23 protein-coding genes are annotated in these 18,758 nt (G+C 46.4%); 5 read left to right on the top strand and 18 right to left on the bottom strand.

Annotated elements, in window-relative coordinates:
• Positions 1 to 7: 7 nt before the first annotated feature.
• Positions 8 to 1,018 (bottom strand): serine hydrolase domain-containing protein, encoded by a 1,011-nt coding sequence (locus LSG34_RS03370; protein WP_233007388.1) that lies wholly within the window; start codon positions 1,016 to 1,018, stop codon positions 8 to 10.
• Between the two features lie 84 nt (positions 1,019 to 1,102).
• Positions 1,103 to 2,119 (bottom strand): alpha/beta fold hydrolase, encoded by a 1,017-nt coding sequence (locus tag LSG34_RS03375; protein ID WP_233007389.1) that lies wholly within the window; start codon positions 2,117 to 2,119, stop codon positions 1,103 to 1,105.
• Positions 2,120 to 2,246: 127 nt separating this feature from the next.
• Here LSG34_RS03375 and LSG34_RS03380 point away from each other — a divergent pair, with 127 nt between their 5' ends.
• Positions 2,247 to 4,364, top strand: coding sequence for a winged helix-turn-helix domain-containing protein (locus LSG34_RS03380; protein ID WP_233007390.1), 2,118 nt, complete (start codon positions 2,247 to 2,249; stop codon positions 4,362 to 4,364).
• A gap of 43 nt (positions 4,365 to 4,407) precedes the next feature.
• Here the strand turns inward: LSG34_RS03380 and LSG34_RS03385 are convergent, their stop codons facing one another.
• The 5 genes from LSG34_RS03385 to LSG34_RS03405 all read right to left on the bottom strand — a co-directional run bounded on the left by LSG34_RS03385 (position 4,408) and on the right by LSG34_RS03405 (position 7,361).
• Positions 4,408 to 4,782, bottom strand: coding sequence for a nuclear transport factor 2 family protein (locus LSG34_RS03385; RefSeq protein WP_233007391.1), 375 nt, complete (start codon positions 4,780 to 4,782; stop codon positions 4,408 to 4,410).
• Between the two features lie 79 nt (positions 4,783 to 4,861).
• Complete coding sequence (locus LSG34_RS03390; protein ID WP_233007392.1) at positions 4,862 to 5,452, bottom strand: flavodoxin family protein; 591 nt, start codon at positions 5,450 to 5,452, stop codon at positions 4,862 to 4,864.
• Positions 5,449 to 6,342: an EamA family transporter gene (locus tag LSG34_RS03395; protein ID WP_233007393.1), complete on the bottom strand. Its 894-nt coding sequence runs from the start codon at positions 6,340 to 6,342 to the stop codon at positions 5,449 to 5,451. Before LSG34_RS03395 ends, LSG34_RS03390 begins: the two co-directional genes overlap by 4 nt.
• Before the next feature lie 110 nt (positions 6,343 to 6,452).
• Positions 6,453 to 6,965, bottom strand: a complete 513-nt coding sequence (locus LSG34_RS03400) for a GNAT family N-acetyltransferase (RefSeq protein WP_233007394.1) — start codon at positions 6,963 to 6,965, stop codon at positions 6,453 to 6,455.
• Positions 6,966 to 7,361, bottom strand: a complete 396-nt coding sequence (locus tag LSG34_RS03405; protein WP_233007395.1) for a nuclear transport factor 2 family protein — start codon at positions 7,359 to 7,361, stop codon at positions 6,966 to 6,968.
• 190 nt (positions 7,362 to 7,551) lie between these two features.
• On the opposite strand from LSG34_RS03405, the gene LSG34_RS03410 reads away from it, so the two are divergent.
• Entirely contained in the window at positions 7,552 to 7,923 is a 372-nt protein-coding gene (locus LSG34_RS03410; protein ID WP_233007396.1) for a BON domain-containing protein, read from the top strand.
• Between the two features lie 66 nt (positions 7,924 to 7,989).
• On the opposite strand, the gene LSG34_RS03415 is transcribed toward LSG34_RS03410, so the two are convergent.
• From LSG34_RS03415 to LSG34_RS03430, 4 genes are all read right to left on the bottom strand, one after another.
• Complete coding sequence (locus LSG34_RS03415) at positions 7,990 to 9,087, bottom strand: phospholipase A (protein WP_233007397.1); 1,098 nt, start codon at positions 9,085 to 9,087, stop codon at positions 7,990 to 7,992.
• Between the two features lie 182 nt (positions 9,088 to 9,269).
• Positions 9,270 to 9,716: a GFA family protein gene (locus LSG34_RS03420; protein ID WP_233007398.1), complete on the bottom strand. Its 447-nt coding sequence runs from the start codon at positions 9,714 to 9,716 to the stop codon at positions 9,270 to 9,272.
• A 54-nt stretch (positions 9,717 to 9,770) separates the two neighbouring features.
• Positions 9,771 to 10,565 carry a PhzF family phenazine biosynthesis protein gene (locus LSG34_RS03425; protein WP_233007399.1) on the bottom strand — a complete coding sequence of 265 codons (795 nt, stop codon included), beginning with the start codon at positions 10,563 to 10,565 and terminating at the stop codon, positions 9,771 to 9,773.
• 38 nt (positions 10,566 to 10,603) lie between these two features.
• Positions 10,604 to 11,074 (bottom strand): YehS family protein, encoded by a 471-nt coding sequence (locus LSG34_RS03430; protein WP_233007400.1) that lies wholly within the window; start codon positions 11,072 to 11,074, stop codon positions 10,604 to 10,606.
• Between the two features lie 135 nt (positions 11,075 to 11,209).
• On the opposite strand from LSG34_RS03430, the gene LSG34_RS03435 reads away from it, so the two are divergent.
• Positions 11,210 to 11,683 (top strand): LabA-like NYN domain-containing protein, encoded by a 474-nt coding sequence (locus tag LSG34_RS03435; protein ID WP_233007401.1) that lies wholly within the window; start codon positions 11,210 to 11,212, stop codon positions 11,681 to 11,683.
• 95 nt (positions 11,684 to 11,778) lie between these two features.
• Positions 11,779 to 12,120 (top strand): zinc ribbon domain-containing protein YjdM, encoded by a 342-nt coding sequence (locus LSG34_RS03440; RefSeq protein ID WP_233007402.1) that lies wholly within the window; start codon positions 11,779 to 11,781, stop codon positions 12,118 to 12,120.
• 69 nt (positions 12,121 to 12,189) lie between these two features.
• Here LSG34_RS03440 and LSG34_RS03445 read toward each other — a convergent pair whose 3' ends face one another.
• Positions 12,190 to 12,537 carry a GFA family protein gene (locus LSG34_RS03445; RefSeq protein ID WP_233007403.1) on the bottom strand — a complete coding sequence of 116 codons (348 nt, stop codon included), beginning with the start codon at positions 12,535 to 12,537 and terminating at the stop codon, positions 12,190 to 12,192.
• 160 nt (positions 12,538 to 12,697) lie between these two features.
• Between LSG34_RS03445 and LSG34_RS03450 the strand changes: the two genes are divergently transcribed.
• Positions 12,698 to 14,440 (top strand): DUF4153 domain-containing protein, encoded by a 1,743-nt coding sequence (locus LSG34_RS03450; RefSeq protein ID WP_233007404.1) that lies wholly within the window; start codon positions 12,698 to 12,700, stop codon positions 14,438 to 14,440.
• 32 nt (positions 14,441 to 14,472) lie between these two features.
• Here LSG34_RS03450 and LSG34_RS03455 read toward each other — a convergent pair whose 3' ends face one another.
• Genes LSG34_RS03455 through mmsB form a run of 6 tightly spaced genes read right to left on the bottom strand, consistent with a single transcriptional unit; the run spans position 14,473 to position 18,758 of the window.
• On the bottom strand, positions 14,473 to 15,177 hold the full coding sequence (locus LSG34_RS03455) for a polysaccharide deacetylase family protein (protein WP_233007405.1): 705 nt from the start codon (positions 15,175 to 15,177) through the stop codon (positions 14,473 to 14,475).
• Positions 15,170 to 16,045, bottom strand: coding sequence for a sterol desaturase family protein (locus LSG34_RS03460; protein WP_233007406.1), 876 nt, complete (start codon positions 16,043 to 16,045; stop codon positions 15,170 to 15,172). The genes LSG34_RS03455 and LSG34_RS03460 overlap by 8 nt, the downstream gene beginning before the upstream one ends.
• Before the next feature lie 24 nt (positions 16,046 to 16,069).
• The gene (locus LSG34_RS03465; RefSeq protein ID WP_233007407.1) at positions 16,070 to 16,597 is read right to left on the bottom strand and encodes a GNAT family N-acetyltransferase; all 528 of its coding nucleotides are present in this window, start codon (positions 16,595 to 16,597) and stop codon (positions 16,070 to 16,072) included.
• Positions 16,594 to 17,007, bottom strand: coding sequence for a hypothetical protein (locus LSG34_RS03470; RefSeq protein ID WP_233007408.1), 414 nt, complete (start codon positions 17,005 to 17,007; stop codon positions 16,594 to 16,596). The genes LSG34_RS03465 and LSG34_RS03470 overlap by 4 nt, the downstream gene beginning before the upstream one ends.
• 60 nt (positions 17,008 to 17,067) lie before the next feature.
• On the bottom strand, positions 17,068 to 17,829 hold the full coding sequence (locus tag LSG34_RS03475) for an SDR family oxidoreductase (protein ID WP_233007409.1): 762 nt from the start codon (positions 17,827 to 17,829) through the stop codon (positions 17,068 to 17,070).
• Positions 17,830 to 17,867: 38 nt separating this feature from the next.
• Positions 17,868 to 18,758 carry a 3-hydroxyisobutyrate dehydrogenase gene (gene mmsB / locus LSG34_RS03480; protein WP_233007410.1) on the bottom strand — a complete coding sequence of 297 codons (891 nt, stop codon included), beginning with the start codon at positions 18,756 to 18,758 and terminating at the stop codon, positions 17,868 to 17,870.

Below are 18,758 nucleotides of genomic sequence, written 5' to 3' on the forward strand. Positions count from 1 at the left end.
ATGGTCCTTATTTGTTCCTGCTCAGCAAGCCGATCACTGAATATCTTATTTTGTCATGGTAATACATTGCTCTGGCTAAATCCTTTGGGTCCAACGATTGATTTTCCAGTACCACTAACGTCAGTTGGTGCTGTGGGAAATAATTAAACGCTGAGACATAACCAGAGATATAACCGCTATGGCTCCATTCTACTCCTGCTGCAGTTTGCGAAACTTGCACCCCATAACCGTAATAGACGTCGCCCCATCGATGCGGACGCAGAACTCCCGGTGTTGTCATTTGTCGCAGGCTGGTTTTATTCAGCTGTTGCTGCATGCATAAAGGCAATACTGCAACATCAGCGGCAGACGAAACTAAACCACCACTGGGCTCTGCTTCAACTGGCATAAAACCTTTAATGGCTTTTAGTTGCCCCTGCTCTTCATGCCAGCCCTGATTTACCACGTCAGCCTTGTTGGCAAACCCAGAGCTGTGCATCTGGCATTGCTCCAATAATTGCTCAGCCAACTCAGCATAAGGGCGCTTTGTGACAGCAGTCAGAATTTGACCGAGCAACTGGAAATTTAAATTGTTATAACGAAACTGACCATAGCTCTGCTGGGTGCTGATATCAACCAGACCAGAACTATGACTCAGCAAATCTGCAACTCGTACTGACGCAGTCCAAGGCTGTTTAAGTTCAGGTAAATAGTGTTTTATAGGTGCCTGTAAATCCAGAGTCCCCTTCTGCACCTGCTGCATCACTAACACAGCAGCCAGAGTTTTACTAATGGAGCCAACAAAAAATACGCTGTGTTGATCAAAAGGCTTACCCTGTGAAGTGCTGCCTTGCTGATAGTGCCATAAAACGTCTGTCCCTCGCATAAGCAAGGCTGAGCCCTGAAACGCAGGGCGACCTTCCATTTTTTCTTGGATCTGTTTAGTTAAAAATTCTGTATCAGAGGCAGAAAGTGGCGCATCTGCAGCCACTGTAGAACCGGAGAAAAATAAAAAAGGGATAACTAAGATCCTGAACATAAGCTCTTGAACTCACAACTGATCATAAAACAAAAGCCAAGTCTACCTTGAGTCTTCATCGCTGTAACCAGAGCCAGGGAGTATTTATTTTTCAGGGAACGCCATGAGCCAATCCACAGCCTTTGTGATCACAGCAGGCTGCTGAAAAAGCACCAGATGGTCAGAATCTTTAAGCTCTATATACTGACCACCAGAGCGCTGTGCTTGCTCTTTGCTCCAACCATCCCCCTCCTGTTGCCAGGCCTGCAGCAGCGATTTTTGCTCAGGGTTTTGGTTGATTTGCTGTTGCTCAAAATCTGAATTGATCACTGACACTGGCCGCTTAGTGTAAAAAGGCAGAGCCTGATAGGCATCCAAATCGTCAGCGTAGGCGGCAATTTCTTTCGCCCTGCTTTGCTGACGTTCAATCCGAAGTCGTTGCTGTGCCATAAAATCAAAATAGGCCCAGTCCATTTGGCTGGCATAGTCTGCCGGAACCAGCTTTTGCACCAGCTGTCGTTCTTGCTGCAGCTTTTTAGCAGTGCGATCAGTCCAGACACCAGTTTTTAATTCAGGTAACAGTTGTGCCAGATTCGCCTTATACCAATCAGCCGGATAACCTTTGTACAAAGCAATGGAGCCCGGCAGAGGAATATCCGGGTCAATCAGCAGCAGAGCCTGGATCTTTAGCCTGGAGTTCTGATGAGCAAATAACAAACCGGACACAGAACTACTGGCAAAACTTAGCAGCAGGATCTCCGGTTCATTCAACGCACGCAAAACTACGGCTAAATCCTCTGAAAAACGCCTGTAGGACGGATTATTTACTTCTGAACTCAGGCCCTGCCCCAGTCTGTCTATGGTATAAGTTCGGTATTTTGCGGCCAGCATCGGTTGCAGTAAAGCAAACCAGCCACTGTCACTATGCCAGTGTTCATTGGGGCCAGACAGCAATACGACAGCTGGCCCTTTGTGCTCCAGCCCTGCAGAGCGCAACTGAAACTCTGCGCCGCCAGCTTTAATTATCCTCACGCCTTCAGGTAAGGCTTCTGCAGCTTTTACTTCTGCTGTACTTATCCAGCCCATCACAGCGTAAACCACCAGCCATTTCAACAGGGTCATTAGGGTGCTCCATCTATAAAACTCTGATGTTGCATCAGAAAAAGACAGTAAGAACACAAGTGTTAAGGACATTTTTATGATAAAAAGCTTACCCTTAGCCAAAGCATCTTTCCGGACATTTTGATCTATGCCTGCACACCAGACTCATCAGCGATTTTTAATTGGTCAACTGACCTTTGACTCCGGCAGCCGTGAGCTGTGCTCTGCGACAGAGCGCTTGTATCTGGAGCCTCAGGCCTATCAGTTGCTATCGCTTTTTATAGCAGCGGAACAAGGCCAACTGAGCCGCGACCAAATGATTGAGCAGCTGTGGGCTGGTCGGGTGGTCAGTGAAAGTGCTATTAATAAGTCTGTGTCTTTATTACGCAAAGCCTTTGCTCAGTTAGACCCGGCAACCCCATATATTGAAACCCTGCCCAAAGTGGGCTATCGGCTTTGCCAAAGCGTGACGCCACAAATGACAGAGATGTCTGAAAAAGCAGAGGCTGTGCAACAAGAAATAAATTCACCCATTGAAGCAGCCATAGAGGTTGAGACCGCCACTGCAGCACACCCAGCTGTAGTAAAAAGCTCTGGCCTCAAAACCAAACTGATACTGGGTGTGCTCTGGACTGCTCCTTTGCTGTTTTTTGTGTTGTGGTTTTTTATTACGCTGGCACCCGAACCAGAAAAACTACCAACGCCTTATATCAATGAACCCGTGCCAGTCAGTCACGCCCAAGGGGTCGAATATCATTTAAGCCTGAGTAAAGACGGCTCGAAGTTATTGTATTTCTCTGCAGAAACTGAAAAAACCAAGCTGATTTTGCAACAAAGAGCGGGCAAACAGCAGTTGTTGTACGAAGACAAAAGCATTTTAACAGCGGCCTTAAGCCCGGATGGCTTACAAATACTGTGGGTAAAACAACATCAGCCAGGCTGTGTTGTTGAGTGGTTTTTAATCGAAGCACCGGATCAGAAGAAAACAGTGGCACAGTGCAACACTGATTCAGTGGTGAAAATCGCCTGGCAAAATGACAGCAAAGGCTTTTACCTGCGTGACAGAGCAGACAAAACCCAGCCTTATGCCTTAAGCCGGTACCGTTTGGATACTATGGCCAAAGAGCAGATCACCAACCCACTTAGCGCAGAAAGCCCAACCGGCGAGTTAGCTTTTGCTGAATCTGATGACGGTAAAAAACTGGCTGTACTGCGTTATCTGGAAAACCAACAAACTCAGTTACTCATACTCGATAGCAGCAGCTTTGCCGTTTTAAAGCAAAAGATTTTGCCACTACAGGCAACGAACATCGACTGGCTAGCCGGTCAGTTACTGCTAAGTAAAGATGCCGAACTCTTGCAATACAATACTGACACAGATCAGCTGGAGTTCTTGTTTTATACAGGCCGCTTTGTGCAGTCGCTTGCTGTGGTGGATCAACAAATTTATTACGCGGACTATGAACTGGACGCAGATATCTGGCAGCATGATCTAAGAGCCGATAAAGCCAGAATCCGTATAGGTAGCAGCAAGGTCGACCGCATGCCACGCGTTAATCATAAAGGCGATTTAGCCTTTTTAAGCCAGCGCAGTGGTAAAGATCAGATTTGGTTACAACCTGCAGGTCAAAACGAGTACCAACTGGCTGATTTACCAGGTTCCCCTGCTTTTGTGCGACTGCAATGGTCACCGGATGGCGAATCGCTGCTTTTTAGCAAAGACGGCGCCTTATGGCAACTGATGGTCGCTTCAGGTCAAAGTAGAGTTTTAGTTACGCCAGATAAACAAGTAGAAGTGGCCAACTGGACGGAAGATGGCACAGGCATTATTTACAGCAGTAAACAAAGCGGTGACTGGCAGTTGTGGCTACTTGATTTGAAAACAGCGGCAAGCAAGCAGCTGACACAACAAGGTGGCTACAGCGGTTATCTGGTGAAGGATCAACTGTATTTCAGCAAGTTTCATCAGGATGGTTTATTTGTGCTGGATCTAACCTCTGGCGAAGAACAGCTGCTGATCGCTGATTTTAACAAAATCAACTGGCTAAACTGGCGCATGCTTGATGGAAGCCTTTATTACTATCAACCTGATCAGGGCATTCGTCAGTATCAGTTGCAAAGCAAAGACAACAGCCTGCTGCTGGCTAAGCCGGAGCGTTTTGTCCATCATTACGATATTCAGAACCAGCAGCTGTTTTATGTCAAAGCAGGTGTGCCTAAAGGCGATATTTATAAGCTTGAACCTGTTATCGACAAAACAAAGTGACAGCCACGCCAGCGAAGAACAGTGCTGTTTAGAACAGAGCCCTTCAAAACAGCACTGGCTCCCCCAACTGAAACAGGGCTTTGACAATAAGGCCCTGTTTCACCTGATAACTACATAACATCTCGACCTGTCCAGGGCCTTCAGGGAAATTACGCTGTATAACTTCATGGTCTATCACCCAATCCCCCATCACCATGCGGTTCAAAAGCTTCGCATGCAGGTCAGATTCTAAAAAGCGCAGACTGATACGCTGCTGCATTTCATCGTGACCACTGGCTAATACAGTACCGTGAAAATCCAGCTGCACCGCATCCGGATGATAACAAGAGAGCCAGGCTTTGATGTTTTTACTGTTGTACGCATCCAGTTGCTGTTGTATCAACTGCACTAGCTCCATCTGTTTTATTGTGTTTGTCATCAGAGTTTTACCTTGTGATAAAACTCTGATGATCAGCAAAAGCAGTGCAAAACACCAGCTCTGCTTTGGAAACTCAGAGTTACTGTGTTCGCTCTGTTTGTTGCTCTTGCCGCGTGGATCGGCTGACGACACGAGCAACCCTCTGCCCCAGATAAAAAGCGGTCTGCAAATCAGGTTGTTCTATAGATCCATCCACGGCTCTGGCAATTAAACCGGCCTGAGCCCCCAATCGGTTGGGCGCTTTCACATCACCAGCACCAGCCAAATCCAGGCCAGTCCACAACATACCGTGCTGTGCCGCCAGAATTTGCAAATAATGCAGACTATGTAATGTATCTCCGCAGTAACCTGTGCCCACAGTAAAACCAGCAGCCACTTTATCGGCCCAAAGCTGTTCACCCCAACGATCGCCAGCCGTAGCATCAGCAAAAGCTTTGAATTGTGCCGATACGGAGCCCATAAAAGTAGGAGAGCCAAAAATCACTGCATCAGCCTGATCGATGGCCTCAAGCACGGCGCTATTTTTGTAACGCCCTTGTGTTATGTCTTCCCCTTCAATTCGAAGTAACTGCAGATCAACAGCAGTTACTGAACGACAACCTGCGGCCACAGCTTCAGCCAACTGTGCTGTAGTGCCTGTGATGGAGTGATACACAATGACAATCTTCATTGGCTGGCCTCCGCTTTTACTGGCATCACAGCTGCTGCGGTTTTATGCTGGCCAAGCCAGACGCCGGTCAGCACCAATACCATGCCCAGACTTTGCACCAGGGTCAGATGCTGATCCAACACCACTAAACCAAGCACTGTGGCGCTTAACGGGCTTAGCAAACTAAAGCCTGTGACTGCACTAGCCGACATTCGCATTACGCCCCGCAGCCAGAACACATAAGTCAGACCGGTGCCAATCAGACCAAGCCATAGATAACCCAAAACATGAGTCAGGCTGAGACTTTGCGGCAGAGTTTCCACACTAAAAGCGAGCGGTAATAAAAATAATCCACCCACACTAAGCTGCCAACTGGTAAGTACCAGAGCACTAACCGGAGGTTGCCACTTTTTCGTTAATAAAGTGCCACAAGCCATTGCCAATGCGCCAGCCGCAGCCGCCATTACACCTATGCTATCCAATTGAGCGGCTGGCCCCAGCACCAGCATAGCGACTCCAAGCAAACCCGAGAAAGCTGCAATCCAGCTGAGCCACGAAGTGCGACCACCCAGCACTGCCCAGCTCAGGATCACCACGACTAAAGGCTGAATAGCCCCTACTGTCGCTGCTACACCACCGGGTAAACGATAAGCGGCGACAAAGAGCAGTGCCTGAAATACACCAATATTTAAAAAACCTAACAAAAATATTTTTCCCCACCAGCCCGCTGCGGGTAACTGACGTAACCATAACAACATCAAAAGTCCAACCGGCAAGGTACGTAAAGCAGCTGATAATAAAGGTACATCAGGGGGTAAAAACTCTGTGGTGACTAAGTAGGTGCTCCCCCAAATCAGCGGGGCTAAAGCGGTTAACCAGGGATCATACCAACGGGATACAACTGAACTCATTACAGAACACTCCTTTTACAGTGCTTAGTGCACAGATTTAAAATCTGCCGCCACTGTAAAAGCTCAGGTTAACTTGAGGTCAAGAAGAATTTAAATGATTTTTTAATAGTTTAGAGTTTCAGCCACATCAGATAACCAGCAACAGCTTTGCCTTGTACTATCGCCACTTGCGGTATAGTTTCCATTTGTTGAAAACCAGCTTTTTTTAACACCTGCATAGAGGCCCGATTCTCTGTCGCTACGCAGGCAAATAAAACCATCAATCCCATCTGTTTTGCCTGTTGTATCAACTCATATAAAGCGAAACTGGCGACGCCTTTACCTGACCAGTGTTCAGCGATGCGATAGCCAACATAAGCAGATTTTGTCACCTGATCGATGTCTTTGATATTGGCTCTGCCAATCAGCTCCTTGTCTGTATTCAAAATCAGGGTCGGCCAGGCTAAAACCTGCTGTTTTAACAGCAAAAACTCAGCAATATGCTGTTGTACAGCTTCAGGCTGATAAAACTCATCCGGCCTTGCTTCAATACTTCGTTCAAAAAAGCTTTTGTGAGCTAACTCAAACTGAAGCACAACCTCAACATCATCTGGCTGTAAAGCCCGGATAGAATAACCCGGCATTTAAACAGGCCCACTCGCGGGTAGCACTGCTGTGCCCTGATGGAACACCATTTGCCAACCCAAGCTATTGAGTTGCCATAAAGAGCTGCGCAGAGACAGTTTAGTTTGCATCTCGCCTGCTTTACGTAATTTGGCTTTGTAGAGCACCTGAGCCAAATCTTTAGATAATAAACGCACTTCAAAATCAAAGGCTTCTACCCAAGGCGCTTGTTCTTCCGGCAAGCGCTGCAACACATGGGCTTTATCAAAACGCACGCCGGATCCCGCTATCTCTTCAAACCCATTGGACAGCAACTGGTTCAACAGTGCTTTATTTCGTCTGGTTTCGGGTTGCTGCAACTGTAATTCCAGTGCAATCAGATGTTCTGTTAAAGCTTTAGTTTGTTCTGATGTCACGACAATAAGTCCTGCGGTTTATGCTGATTCGCCGTTTTACCTTAGTTGGCTGAACAGACGCAAGTAACAGCCGCAAGTTTTTCTGAAAACATGACAAATCAGGTTCGGTAACGCACAGACTCCGCAGAGACAAAGGGCCACTATCAAGCTATCCGACCTCCTCGCAGTTCGGCCCAACGGAGACTTTGTTATGCGCTTATCTACTGGTTTTACATCATCTTTGATGCTGCTTGCAGTTTTTGCACTGACTGCCTGTGATAAATCAACCCCTACCTTCCCGACTTCGACTACAGCGGCGGATGACAAAAGTGCAGTCGCAACAGTAGCTGACAGCCCGGTTCCGGTCGCCATTTCAGACGCAAACATCAGTAATGATGTCAAAACAGCTTTATTGCGTGATGAAGATTTAAAGAACTTCGAAATCACTGTGGTATCCACCAAAGGTGATGTGCTTTTGACCGGTGTCTTAAACAGTCAAAGCCAAATAAATCAGGCCATCCTGATCACCGAGGGTGTTATTGGGGTTAAAACCGTCCATGACGAATTAACAATACGCCCTTAACTTGGGCGGTGTTTTTAAGCAAAGCCCGCTAACGCGGGCTTTTTGTGTTGAGCAGGTGCTGTTTTTTCAGAAGTTAAACAACATCACCCCCAGACCTATACTGTTTTGCCGGAAATTGTAGTCCAGTAAGGTTTCACCATAACCGGAAAACATCTGCAAGTGCCAGCGCAGTCCATCCATCTTAGTGCTGTCGACCGGATAGGTCAGATCCAACTGCCAGGAACCCCGGCTTAAATACGAAAAATCATTGCGCCAGGTAAGCTGTGCAGTTGCATCACCAGGTAGCCAGTTGGCGCTGATTTCATGGCTGCCGATATAGTCGATTAAATCCGGGTTATCGTCTTCATCGCCATTTTCTGAGATGCGTTGGTTGTAACGCCAGTTCAGGCCAAACTCGCCTTTGTCGACTGCTAAACCCGCGTACACCTTATTCCAGCTGCGCGACAACGGTTTCGCCTGGCCATTGGACTGATGGGCTATACCAAACTGCAACATACGGACCTGCCAGTCGCCAGGTAAATCTCCCCATGCATCAGCTACAGGTACAACGTAAATCAGTTCCGGCTGATAATCTGTGTTTCTAAAAGGAGCTGAGTCCTGATTATTCCACAATTGCCACATAGAGCGTTGACTAAAAGCAAACCATAAGTCAGCACCAGGTAACAGAAATTCAGTCATCAACTTGGCGCGTAACGATACCTGGATCTTACTTTCCATCTGCTTGTAGTTTTCGCTGGCTTCAGCCTGACCCCGGGTTGGACTTTGTGGCGCTTTATTAATATTGGACGTGATATGAGCAGGCAAAAAGAAGTTCGGTTGGTAGGTGCGAAAGATAAAACGATCGCGCTTTTCTTCTGGGGTTAACTCCCAGTATTTTTGCATCACAGTCGCCACGGCGACAGGCTCTGACACCACTTCGGTTTCAGCCACGACCGCAGGTTTGACTTCAACATCAGCCTCCACAGCAGCTTTTGTCGTAGTTGAAGTTTTAGTCTCTGTCAGCACCGTTGCTGTAGTGCCAAAGATCCGGTCATAACAGGCCAAACGCTCGTTGTTATCAAGAGTGCCCTGACAAACGCTGACATCCTGGGCTGAGACTGCAGCACTAACCGAACTCAGCAATAAAAATCCTGACAGCTTTGATTTTTTGTGTCCTTTGTTCACGCCAACTCCCGTAGCCAAAAATGATGATCCACTAGTATAAGACTCAAATATAAACAAGGACTTAACAACAGCACTTTTAGACGCTGTCACTGAACTAAAAGCCGTATCTCTGTACCAGGCCTGTACTAGGGCGCCAGCGGCCTTGTGCTACAAAAATCTATACCACTATTTTTTGCTGATTTCTATTCGGCACCAAACAAAGCAAAGACTTCAGCGCCTGTCAGTTCCGTTGTTTTATTAGCAAAACAATACCAGCCAGGTTTTTGTTCAATAAAAATCTGATGATCGAACATCACATCCTTTAGCTGCTCAAATAAACCCACGGGCATAAAATACTGGCTATTTTGTTTCAACCGGTAAAACAGATGGGTACCGCAGTTGTTACAAAAACCACGCTCTGCCCAGTCGGAAGAGTTAAAAGTAGAGATAAAACAAGCACCATCAAGTTTGACTTCGGTACCACAATCTACAGTAAAAAGTGGTCCGCCAGACCATTTTTGGCAATACTGGCAATGGCAAACGCCCGCCCGTAACGCCACTTGTTCTGCTTTAACTTTGACTTTGCCGCATAAACAACGGCCATGAACCAGATGCTGACTGAGCTGAACTTGCGGGCTTGACGCTGACATAAGAAGGCTCCTGATGGATACACAATCCCAGCCTACCGGATTTGGCTTTAGATGTTAAGCAATTGTTGCTTTAACTCTGGTCAGATGCGGCAAATAAACAGCTTGCGTCTTTAGATGCAGTTGTTGCCCCTTGATAGCCACTGAAAAACTGGCTGGTATTGCAGAAAGTTGTCGCACTTTTAATTCTGCTAAACCTGTTTTTGTAGTCCAATAAGGTGCCAATGAACACTGCGCAGAACCTGTGGCTATGTCTTCGTCTATAGAAATAGCAGGAGCAAAATAACGCAGCACATAAGTATCAGGAGCGCAGAAGGCAGTAACAATTAACGCATGTTGAGACAACTGGCGTATCAGCCCTAAATCGGGCTGATACTGCTGCACCGCCTGTTCATCGGCCAGCACCAGCACTAAATCGCGGCTTTGAAAATAATCGACAGGCTGGCAAGCCAATAAAGCTGTGGGTAATTCAACAGAAGTTTCACCATCAGAAGGCCATTGCGGCAGACTCATTTGTAGATACTGAGCATTGGCTTGTACTGTTAACTCACCATACTCACTTAAAAAGCTATAACTGCCCTCACCTTTTAACTGACGCACTAAAGCTGCTGCGGCTAAAGTGCCATGCCCACATAAGTTGATTTCCTGTGTACGGGAAAACCATCGAATGTGATACTGATAAGGACTATCTGCAGCGGGCACGATAAAAGCAGTCACCACCTGATCAGCCTCGCGGGCTATATGCTGCAACACCTTGCTGTCAGGCCATTGACTGAATAAAGCGCAGGCTGCTGGATTACCGCTTTTTGCTTCATCGGTAAAGACTTTAAAGAAATACGGCGGCGCTTCCATGCCTTTCACCCTGTCCGTAGCTTTTAACTTTGAGAGCTTTAGTCTTCAGAGCTTTCGCGGTATTTGATCTGCACAGCTTTAATAAAATTACGCAGAATTTGATCCTGACACTGACGGAAATGGTGGTGATCAGCACGGCGGAAAAATGCACTTAATTCAGGTTTACTGATACGAAAGCCAATATCCGTCATCATTTGCACTATGTCATCGTCTTTTAAATCCAGCGCAATTTTTAACTTACGGAAAATAATATTGTTGTTTAAACGGCTTTCAGCCACTGGCTGCTCACCATCTTTACGGCCACGTTTTTCAATGATCAGGCCATTTAAAAAAGTAGCTAAGGTCACGTCATCACATGGCTGAAAAGCTTCGTCTTCGTCTTTTTTCAGCCAGTCACTGACCTGGGCTCTGCTGGCGGTTAAACCGGCATGGGCAAATAAATTCATCATTTGTTGATCGCCAAAATCAAAGGCGTAACGTAAACGGCGTAAAACATCGTTGTTATTCATAAAAATTCGCAAAGCGCTCCAGTCAAGTTGCAGACATTTTAACAGACACAAAGCGATGCCTGCTGATTTTCTTTCGCGGTTTCAAACAGATGCCATGCTATAGTCCACTCAGTCTTCATTTTGGCTTTGCATTCTATGGAAAAAATCGCAGTTTTTGTTGATGTACAAAACATCTACTACACCACCAAACAAGCCTATGGCCGCTCTTTTAACTACCGTAAGTTCTGGCAGTTATTGCAGCTTAGGGGCGATATCAGTTACGCCTACGCTTATGCTATTGATAAAAAAGATGATCAGCAGATTAAATTTCAGGATGCTTTGCGCCATATAGGTTTTGAAGTGAAGCTCAAACCTTTTATTCAGCGCGCTGATGGCTCAGCCAAAGGCGACTGGGATGTAGGCATAACCATTGATGTTTTGACCTTAGCCGCAGAAGTTGACACTGTAGTCTTGCTCTCTGGCGATGGCGATTTTGATTTACTATTGCAGGCCGTTTACAAACAACATGGTGTCGATACTGTGGTCTATAGCGTACCAGGTTTAACTGCTCAATCCTTGCAACAAAGCTGTGCAGTATGGCGGCCTATTGAAACGGACTTATTACTCTAAAGCCCTGTAAAACCCTTCAAAACCCTGTAAAAATTAGGGCCTTTCGGCTACAATGCTGGCCTTTTCAAGCCCTACAGCAATTAATCAGGAACACCATGAGCCAGTTACCCGCCTGCCCACAATGCAGCTCTGCATACGCCTACGAAGACAATAACCTGCTGATATGCCCTGAATGTGGTCATGAATGGTCAGCAGCCGGCAGCACAGACGCAGCTGAAGGCGACAAAGTGATCCGTGATTCAGCCGGCAATGTATTGCAGGATGGCGACACAGTGACGGTCATTAAAGACTTAAAAGTCAAAGGGTCTTCGTTAGTAGTAAAAATTGGCACTAAGGTCAAAGGCATACGTTTAGTCGAAGGCGATCATGATATCGACTGCAAAATTGATGGGTTTGGGGCTATGAAGTTAAAGTCTGAATTTGTCAAAAAGCAGTGATTTAAACACTCTCACACCAGAAGGGCCGAACCCGGCCCTTGACTCTTAGTTTTGAAGCCTTAACATTGTTTAGCTATGTTTTCCGTCATGCTTGTGGATCTCGAGCGCATCTAAATCTATATCCTCCAAACAGCGCAGATTAATAGCGGCCACTTCATTGCCTTCCGGATCTGTGCCTAAAGCAAAAGGTGAACAACCGCAGACAGGACAAGTCTGGTGTTTGATAGTATGAGTATGAAAGGTATAAGTGGTGAGTGGCTGATCGGTTTTAAGCATAGTCAGATTGCTGCCTGGCACAAAGCTCAACAAATAGCCTTTTCTGCTGCAAATCGAACAGTTACAGCTTAAGGCGGAACTGATCTCAGCTTCCACCTGATAAGCTACAGCCCCACAATGACAACTGCCGTTGTAAATCATAAAGACTCCTTGTATTTGTTTTAATCTCTGTACACTATGGCCCAATTCATCTATTTTTCAACCTTTAGCCTGGCGGGATCTGACGCAGTATTTGTTTTAAATTTATTCAAAATAACAACAGGCTAACCCAGCCTTTTGCGCCTAACTTCAGGGACGATTTATGTCACACCAACACCAGTTGCCAACACCTATTATGCTACTGCTTGCTTTAGTGCAAGGCTTGTCACTTTATCTTTTGCATCAATCGATCAGCTTTGATTTTTGGCCATCGAACCAGCCGCAGTGGTTATTTTGTTTTTATACCCTGGTTGTAGTCGCGCCTGTGACTTTATTACTATCACTGGAAAAAGGACATGAGCTTAAATTAGCTCTGCGCTTAGGTGCTTTTGCACTTGTTGCTGCAGCATTGGGTTTTTATGCCGGTTTACAGGCGATACCACTGGAACAGATCAGTTATCAGCCTGTGCTTTTTGTCTTTATTTTCTCCATGTTACTCGCCAGTTTTAAAGCTTTGCTTTATATCCAGCAACAGGCTTTGGGTGTTCCTCTGAGTTACAGTGCACTGTTCCTGTATTCCTGGCGTAATTTTCTCACCCTGGGCTTATCTTTACTTTTCACCCTGGCCGTATGGGCAGTGTTAATGCTGTGGGCGGCCTTGTTTAAAGTGATCCAAATCGACTTTTTTGACGATTTATTTGCAAAACAATGGTTTTACTACCCGACGCTCAGCCTGGCTTTTGCTTTTGGCATTATTATTTTCCGCAATCAGGCTGGTGTCATTGACACCATTACCCGTATTCAGCAGGCGCTGATGAAGTTTTTGCTGGTGATCCTGGCTCTGGTTTCCGTTCTCTTTATGCTGGCTTTGCCTTTTACCGGTTTAACACCGCTGTGGAAAACAGGGCACGGTAGTTTACTGATTTTATGCCTGCAGGCATTGATGCTGTTTTTCCTTAATGCCGTGTATCAGGCGGACGCCGATAGCCGCCCTTACCCACTCTGGTTACACAGAGCCATTTATGCAGCTGTCGCCTTATTGCCTGTGTATAGTCTGATCGCTTGTTATGGCCTGATGCTGCGGGTAGAACAATATGGCTGGAGTGTCAGTCGCTGTTGGGGTTTAGTATTATGGGCAATACTGGCGTTATTTTCTATAGGTTACCTCTGGGGTATTCTGAAGAAACGTGATCTGTGGCTACAGCATTTAAGTTGGATCAATGTCCGAATGGGTTTGGTATTGCTGGCCGTGATGCTGCTGGTGAACTCCCCTCTGATAGATTTTCGCAAAATCACAGTACAAAACCAGCTGGCGCGGCTTGAAGATGGCAGAACTCTTTTGGCCGATTTTGACCTTCACTATTTCCGTTACGAACTGGCTAAACCCGGTTACGACGCTTTACAGCAGTTAAAAGCTCAACATGGTGAAACAAACCCGGCTTTGGCCCTGCGTATTGATGCGCTGTATCGCAAAGATATGCATAACGAAACCACGGAGCAAAACAGCAAGGACCAACTGCAGCAACTGCTGGTCGCGTTGAAGTTACCGGATCATGTCATTTTGCCTCCGGCATTAAAACAAGCCTTAGCAGATTGGCAGAAAGATCATCACTGGCAGTTAAGTTATATCAGCCAGTATCATTTGCGTCCTATCGACTTAAATACAGATGGGGTGCAGGACTATGTGCTTCTGACTTACTCCCATGACTCTATTGACGCAACCTTGTTTAGTTTAGAGGGCGAAAAATGGCAACGTTTACGACTGAACCAGCTATTTCCTGAGCGTACATCTGCCCCACAGGCAGAACCACAACTTGAGACATTGGAGTTAAAAGCTGTCCCTCCGCAATGGCCTTTGCTGCAAATTGGCGGGAAAAAGTTTCAGGTTCAGGCCGCACAAAACTAATCTGACGCAGCATTAGCGCAGATGAACACAGCTTATTGCGCAGCCAACAGTTCTGACAGGGTGACCATACGGTAACCCTTTTCTTTTAAGCCTTTAATGATCAGAGGCAAAGCCGCGCGGGAAGCTTCGCGGTTTTTGTACATTAAATGCAGTAATACAATGGAGCCGGGTTTTACCTGCTCCAGCACCTCTGCGGCCATAGTCTGAGGATCTTCAGAGTCTTCATCAAAGGTCTCTGGCGCTATATCCCAGGTAATACTGGTTCTGTGGGTATTTGCCAGATACCAGGGCAGCAACACCAGCTTTTTACCGTATGGGGGCCGGAATAGAATCTCGCCTTGATAACCAGCTTCGCGGATTTGTTGATCTGTGCCTTCAAGTTCGCGGTTAATCTCGTCCAAAGACATAAAGACCATGCGCTGATGCGACCAACTGTGATTGCCAAGCTGATGGCCTGCCGCAACAATTTGTTTGGCCTGCGTCATATAACGCTGAGTATCAGCACCTGTGACAAAAAAAGTAGCTTTGACCTGATACAGGTCTAACAGCTGCAAAACACCAGCTGTGTAATATGGAGTTGGGCCATCATCAAAAGTTAAAGCCACCAGTTTTTGTTCTGTGTCCACTTGGTATATCAGCTCACCAAACAGCTGAAACTTCACGCTGGAAGACAGTTTCCAGATAACAAGGAACAGGACTGCGAACACCAACAATAGCTTCAGCGCCAGCTTATTCATTGCCTTCCTGCTCCTTTCCTTGTTTTTTGTTGTTCGATACACACAATTCAGAAAACGCCTCTGGTGGACCAAACAGCAGTTTATGTTTATTACGCCAGCCTTTGAGCTGTGGCCATAACTTCAGAATTTTGCGCCATTCATAAAAAGTGATAGTGATAGGGTTATTCGACTGAAAATCGTCGGTAATACCATAACGGCAGACTTCTTCTTCAGGCACAAAAGTGCCAAAGAGCCGGTCCCAAATCACTAAAACCCCGGCATAGTTGCGGTCTATATACTGAGGGTTGCAGGCATGATGCACGCGATGCCAGGCTGGCGTATTTAACACCCAGCCCAAAATGCCCCAGTGTTTACCAGACTGGGTATGAACAAAAAACTGAAAGGCTAAATTAATAGCCACAACAGCCAGCACCAGCTTCACTTCAAACCCCAGTAACACCAGCGGTAACCAAAACAACCACATGCCAGAAATAGGGTAAGTTAAGGACTGGCGAAAAGCCGTGCTGAAATTCATTAAACGTGAACTGTGATGCGCCACATGAGAAGCCCATAACCAGCGCACACGATGGGAGCAGCGGTGAAACCAGTAATACAAAAAGTCCTGGGCGATAAAAAGTAAAAACAAATTCAGTGCTGAAAACTCAATAGAAAACAAGGCGAACTGTGATAACCATAACATCAGCGGCAACAGCACCAGCAAAGCAATAAAATCACCAGCCTGATGCAAAGCGGCTAAGCCAAAGTTAGCTGCTGTATCACGCCATTGGTACAGCGTCTTGCCACGTTTTTCGCTATAAAGCCATTCAAAGGCAATAAAGATGAAAAAAATAGGGCTCAGTAGCAACAAAATAAATTCAACTGGGATCACGCTGTTACTCCTGTGCCGTCATTTTTAAGCTGTTTTTTTGTAAATTAAATCTGCAAAAAACTTATCACCTATCTGATAACCATTATGCTGACGTTCAATCAGGCTAAACCCACATTTTTCCAGCACGCGGCCTGAACCAACATTGCCTTCGGTTACCACGGCCTGCAACTGCTTTATACCCAATGTAGTCCCATAATCCAGGCAAGCTTTTAACGCCAAAGTCGCATAACCTTTGCCAAAAAATTCTGGTAAAAACAGATAGCCCACTTCGGCGGTTAAAGGCACGTCAACGTCCAAATCCAGGCAATGAAAACCACAGACCCCTGTCGCAGCGCCACTTTGCTTTTCTACAACCACCAGACTCAACCAATGCAGATCACCAGCTTGCCAGGGTTGTAACCGTTCATCAAAGCGCTGACGAATTTGTGCATCAGATAACGGATCGGCCACATACTGCAGCACTTGTTCATGGCGATGCAGCTCAAGGAATAAAGGCCAGTCAGCTTCAGTCAGCAAACGCAGTTGTAAAGGGCCCGCATCCAGCGGTTTCATGGTTTCGCCTCTGCTTCTGTTTTAGTGTTGTGGTCTGGATTCTCTTGCTGACTGTCTTGTTGATAGTCCCAGACTCCCTGCTCTTCCAGCAATACTTTGCCAGAGCTACCCATCACCTGTAACAACCCCGACTCATGCACCAGATAACGAATGCGGCCATTCTTGAACTGATAACCTAAAAAACGGCATGGCGTGACCCCATCAGCACAAAGGCTATGCCAGGCCGTGCCTTTTAATTCGATGCTAGCACCCGATACTTTAGAAGTGCCTTTGTACAGCACCTGTTGGCACTGCACTTCACCTTCAGGACAAAGTTGCTGAATTTCAACGGTATAATTCGGGGTATCCAGTTGCTGTGCAAAGGTAAAAGCAGAGGCCAAAAGCAGCAAAGGCAGGAGAATAAGTTTCATTGGTGAGATCCTGTAACCAGATTTTATAGAGGCAGAGTTTATCACTCTGCCTCTATAAAGTTACATACTAATACCGCCATCCACTTCAACGACGCGGCCGGTAAAGAAGTCATTTTCAAAGATGTATTTAGCAGTATGAGCAATTTCTGTGGCTTCGCCTAAACGCCCTACAGGCTTCATGGCCACTAAACGGTCACGGGCTTCAGGTTTCATCGCATCCGTCATAGCAGTGCGGATCACACCTGGTGCTATAGCACCAACACGAATACCGTAACGGCCTAATTCACGAGCCCAGGTCACAGTCATAGCGACAACACCAGCTTTTGAGGCGGCATAGTTGGTCTGGCCCATATTGCCTGAACGGGCTACGCTCGACATATTGATAATCACACCTTTACGGCCTGATTTCACCATCAAAGCCGCAGCTTCACGACCACACAAAAACACGCCTGTTAAATTCACATCAATCACAGACTGAAACTGTTGATGCGACATTTTGCTAACCAGTTCGCCGTCTTTAAATTTCAGCAATAAACCGTCACGCAAAATACCAGCGTTGTTGATCAGGCCATCTATAGCACCAAAATCTGCTGCAATAGTGGCAAAAGTCGTTTCGACACTTTCTTCATTGGCGACGTTACAGACATAAGTACGCACTGTCACACCAGTGGACGACAACTCTGCCTGAGCTGCGTTTAATTGTTCTGCATTCATATCCAGCAAGGCTAAATGAGCGCCTTCAGCAGACAGCATACGAGCCATTTCTAAACCCAGGCCCTGAGCACCACCTGTCACTACTATGATTTTGTCTTTTAAATTCATTATCTTATTACCTGCAAAAACGGCTAGCCTCAGAATTCTTAGTTCTTTTTGGCAAACATCTTAAAAATACCGGAGAAATCTTCTTTGCCGTGGCCCTGACGCTGATGCGCCACATAGAGACTACGGGCTAAAGTGCCCATGGGTGTGCTGGACTGACTGGACAATGCGGTTTCTGTGGCCAAAGATAAATCTTTTGCCATTAAATCCACCATAAAGCCGCCCTGATAACCATTGCTTGACGGCACATTTGGCATCACATCAGGGCATGGATTATACAGCTCTAAAGTCCAGTTGCGACCAGAACTTTTCAGCATAATATCGGATAAAACTTTCGGATCCAGACCATTGTCTATGCCCATTTGCAGCGCTTCACTGGTGCCAAGCATTAACACAGACAACAGCATATTGTTGCAAATTTTCGCCACCTGACCTGCGCCTACATCACCAGCATGAAACAGGTTTTTACCCATCACAGACAATACGGGTTCGGCGCGGTTAAAGTTTTGCTCTGAACCACCGACGATAAAGGTCAGCGTGCCGGCTTTCGCACCGCCTACCCCACCTGATACAGGAGCATCGATAAAGGCTATACCCTGCTCTGCCAGTTCAGCACCTACTTTACGGGCTGTGGTGGCGTCAATAGTAGAGCAATCAATCACCAGCGTATCTTTGCCTATCACTGAAGCTATGCCCGTCTCGCCTGTGTATACCATAGCGACATGCTTACCAGCGGGCAGCATAGAAATCACAAAATCAGCCCCTGTGGCCGCTTCGGCTGCAGAAGTGCATGCTTTAGCGCCTTCAGCGGCCAGTTGAGCTAAAGCAGTTTCGGATAAATCAAAAGCCTGAACCTTAAAACCTGCTTTTAATACATTGTTGGCCATTGGGCCGCCCATATTGCCTAAACCAATAAATGCAACTGTACTCAT

The organism is Rheinheimera faecalis (assembly GCF_021290965.1).
GTDB classification, from domain to species: domain Bacteria; phylum Pseudomonadota; class Gammaproteobacteria; order Enterobacterales; family Alteromonadaceae; genus Pararheinheimera; species Pararheinheimera faecalis.

What these genes read in the sequence shown, in the direction of transcription:
- LSG34_RS03370 (WP_233007388.1), bottom strand. Translation starts at nt 1,018, where the DNA reads ATGTTCAGGATCTTAGTTATCCCTTTTTTATTTTTCTCCGGTTCTACA.
- LSG34_RS03375 (WP_233007389.1), bottom strand. Translation starts at nt 2,119, where the DNA reads ATGACCCTGTTGAAATGGCTGGTGGTTTACGCTGTGATGGGCTGGATA.
- LSG34_RS03380 (WP_233007390.1), top strand. Translation starts at nt 2,247, where the DNA reads ATGCCTGCACACCAGACTCATCAGCGATTTTTAATTGGTCAACTGACC.
- LSG34_RS03385 (WP_233007391.1), bottom strand. Translation starts at nt 4,782, where the DNA reads ATGACAAACACAATAAAACAGATGGAGCTAGTGCAGTTGATACAACAG.
- LSG34_RS03390 (WP_233007392.1), bottom strand. Translation starts at nt 5,452, where the DNA reads ATGAAGATTGTCATTGTGTATCACTCCATCACAGGCACTACAGCACAG.
- LSG34_RS03395 (WP_233007393.1), bottom strand. Translation starts at nt 6,342, where the DNA reads ATGAGTTCAGTTGTATCCCGTTGGTATGATCCCTGGTTAACCGCTTTA.
- LSG34_RS03400 (WP_233007394.1), bottom strand. Translation starts at nt 6,965, where the DNA reads ATGCCGGGTTATTCTATCCGGGCTTTACAGCCAGATGATGTTGAGGTT.
- LSG34_RS03410 (WP_233007396.1), top strand. Translation starts at nt 7,552, where the DNA reads ATGCGCTTATCTACTGGTTTTACATCATCTTTGATGCTGCTTGCAGTT.
- LSG34_RS03420 (WP_233007398.1), bottom strand. Translation starts at nt 9,716, where the DNA reads ATGTCAGCGTCAAGCCCGCAAGTTCAGCTCAGTCAGCATCTGGTTCAT.
- LSG34_RS03425 (WP_233007399.1), bottom strand. Translation starts at nt 10,565, where the DNA reads ATGGAAGCGCCGCCGTATTTCTTTAAAGTCTTTACCGATGAAGCAAAA.
- LSG34_RS03430 (WP_233007400.1), bottom strand. Translation starts at nt 11,074, where the DNA reads ATGAATAACAACGATGTTTTACGCCGTTTACGTTACGCCTTTGATTTT.
- LSG34_RS03435 (WP_233007401.1), top strand. Translation starts at nt 11,210, where the DNA reads ATGGAAAAAATCGCAGTTTTTGTTGATGTACAAAACATCTACTACACC.
- LSG34_RS03440 (WP_233007402.1), top strand. Translation starts at nt 11,779, where the DNA reads ATGAGCCAGTTACCCGCCTGCCCACAATGCAGCTCTGCATACGCCTAC.
- LSG34_RS03445 (WP_233007403.1), bottom strand. Translation starts at nt 12,537, where the DNA reads ATGATTTACAACGGCAGTTGTCATTGTGGGGCTGTAGCTTATCAGGTG.
- LSG34_RS03450 (WP_233007404.1), top strand. Translation starts at nt 12,698, where the DNA reads ATGTCACACCAACACCAGTTGCCAACACCTATTATGCTACTGCTTGCT.
- LSG34_RS03455 (WP_233007405.1), bottom strand. Translation starts at nt 15,177, where the DNA reads ATGAATAAGCTGGCGCTGAAGCTATTGTTGGTGTTCGCAGTCCTGTTC.
- LSG34_RS03465 (WP_233007407.1), bottom strand. Translation starts at nt 16,597, where the DNA reads ATGAAACCGCTGGATGCGGGCCCTTTACAACTGCGTTTGCTGACTGAA.
- LSG34_RS03470 (WP_233007408.1), bottom strand. Translation starts at nt 17,007, where the DNA reads ATGAAACTTATTCTCCTGCCTTTGCTGCTTTTGGCCTCTGCTTTTACC.
- LSG34_RS03475 (WP_233007409.1), bottom strand. Translation starts at nt 17,829, where the DNA reads ATGAATTTAAAAGACAAAATCATAGTAGTGACAGGTGGTGCTCAGGGC.
- mmsB (WP_233007410.1), bottom strand. Translation starts at nt 18,758, where the DNA reads ATGAGTACAGTTGCATTTATTGGTTTAGGCAATATGGGCGGCCCAATG.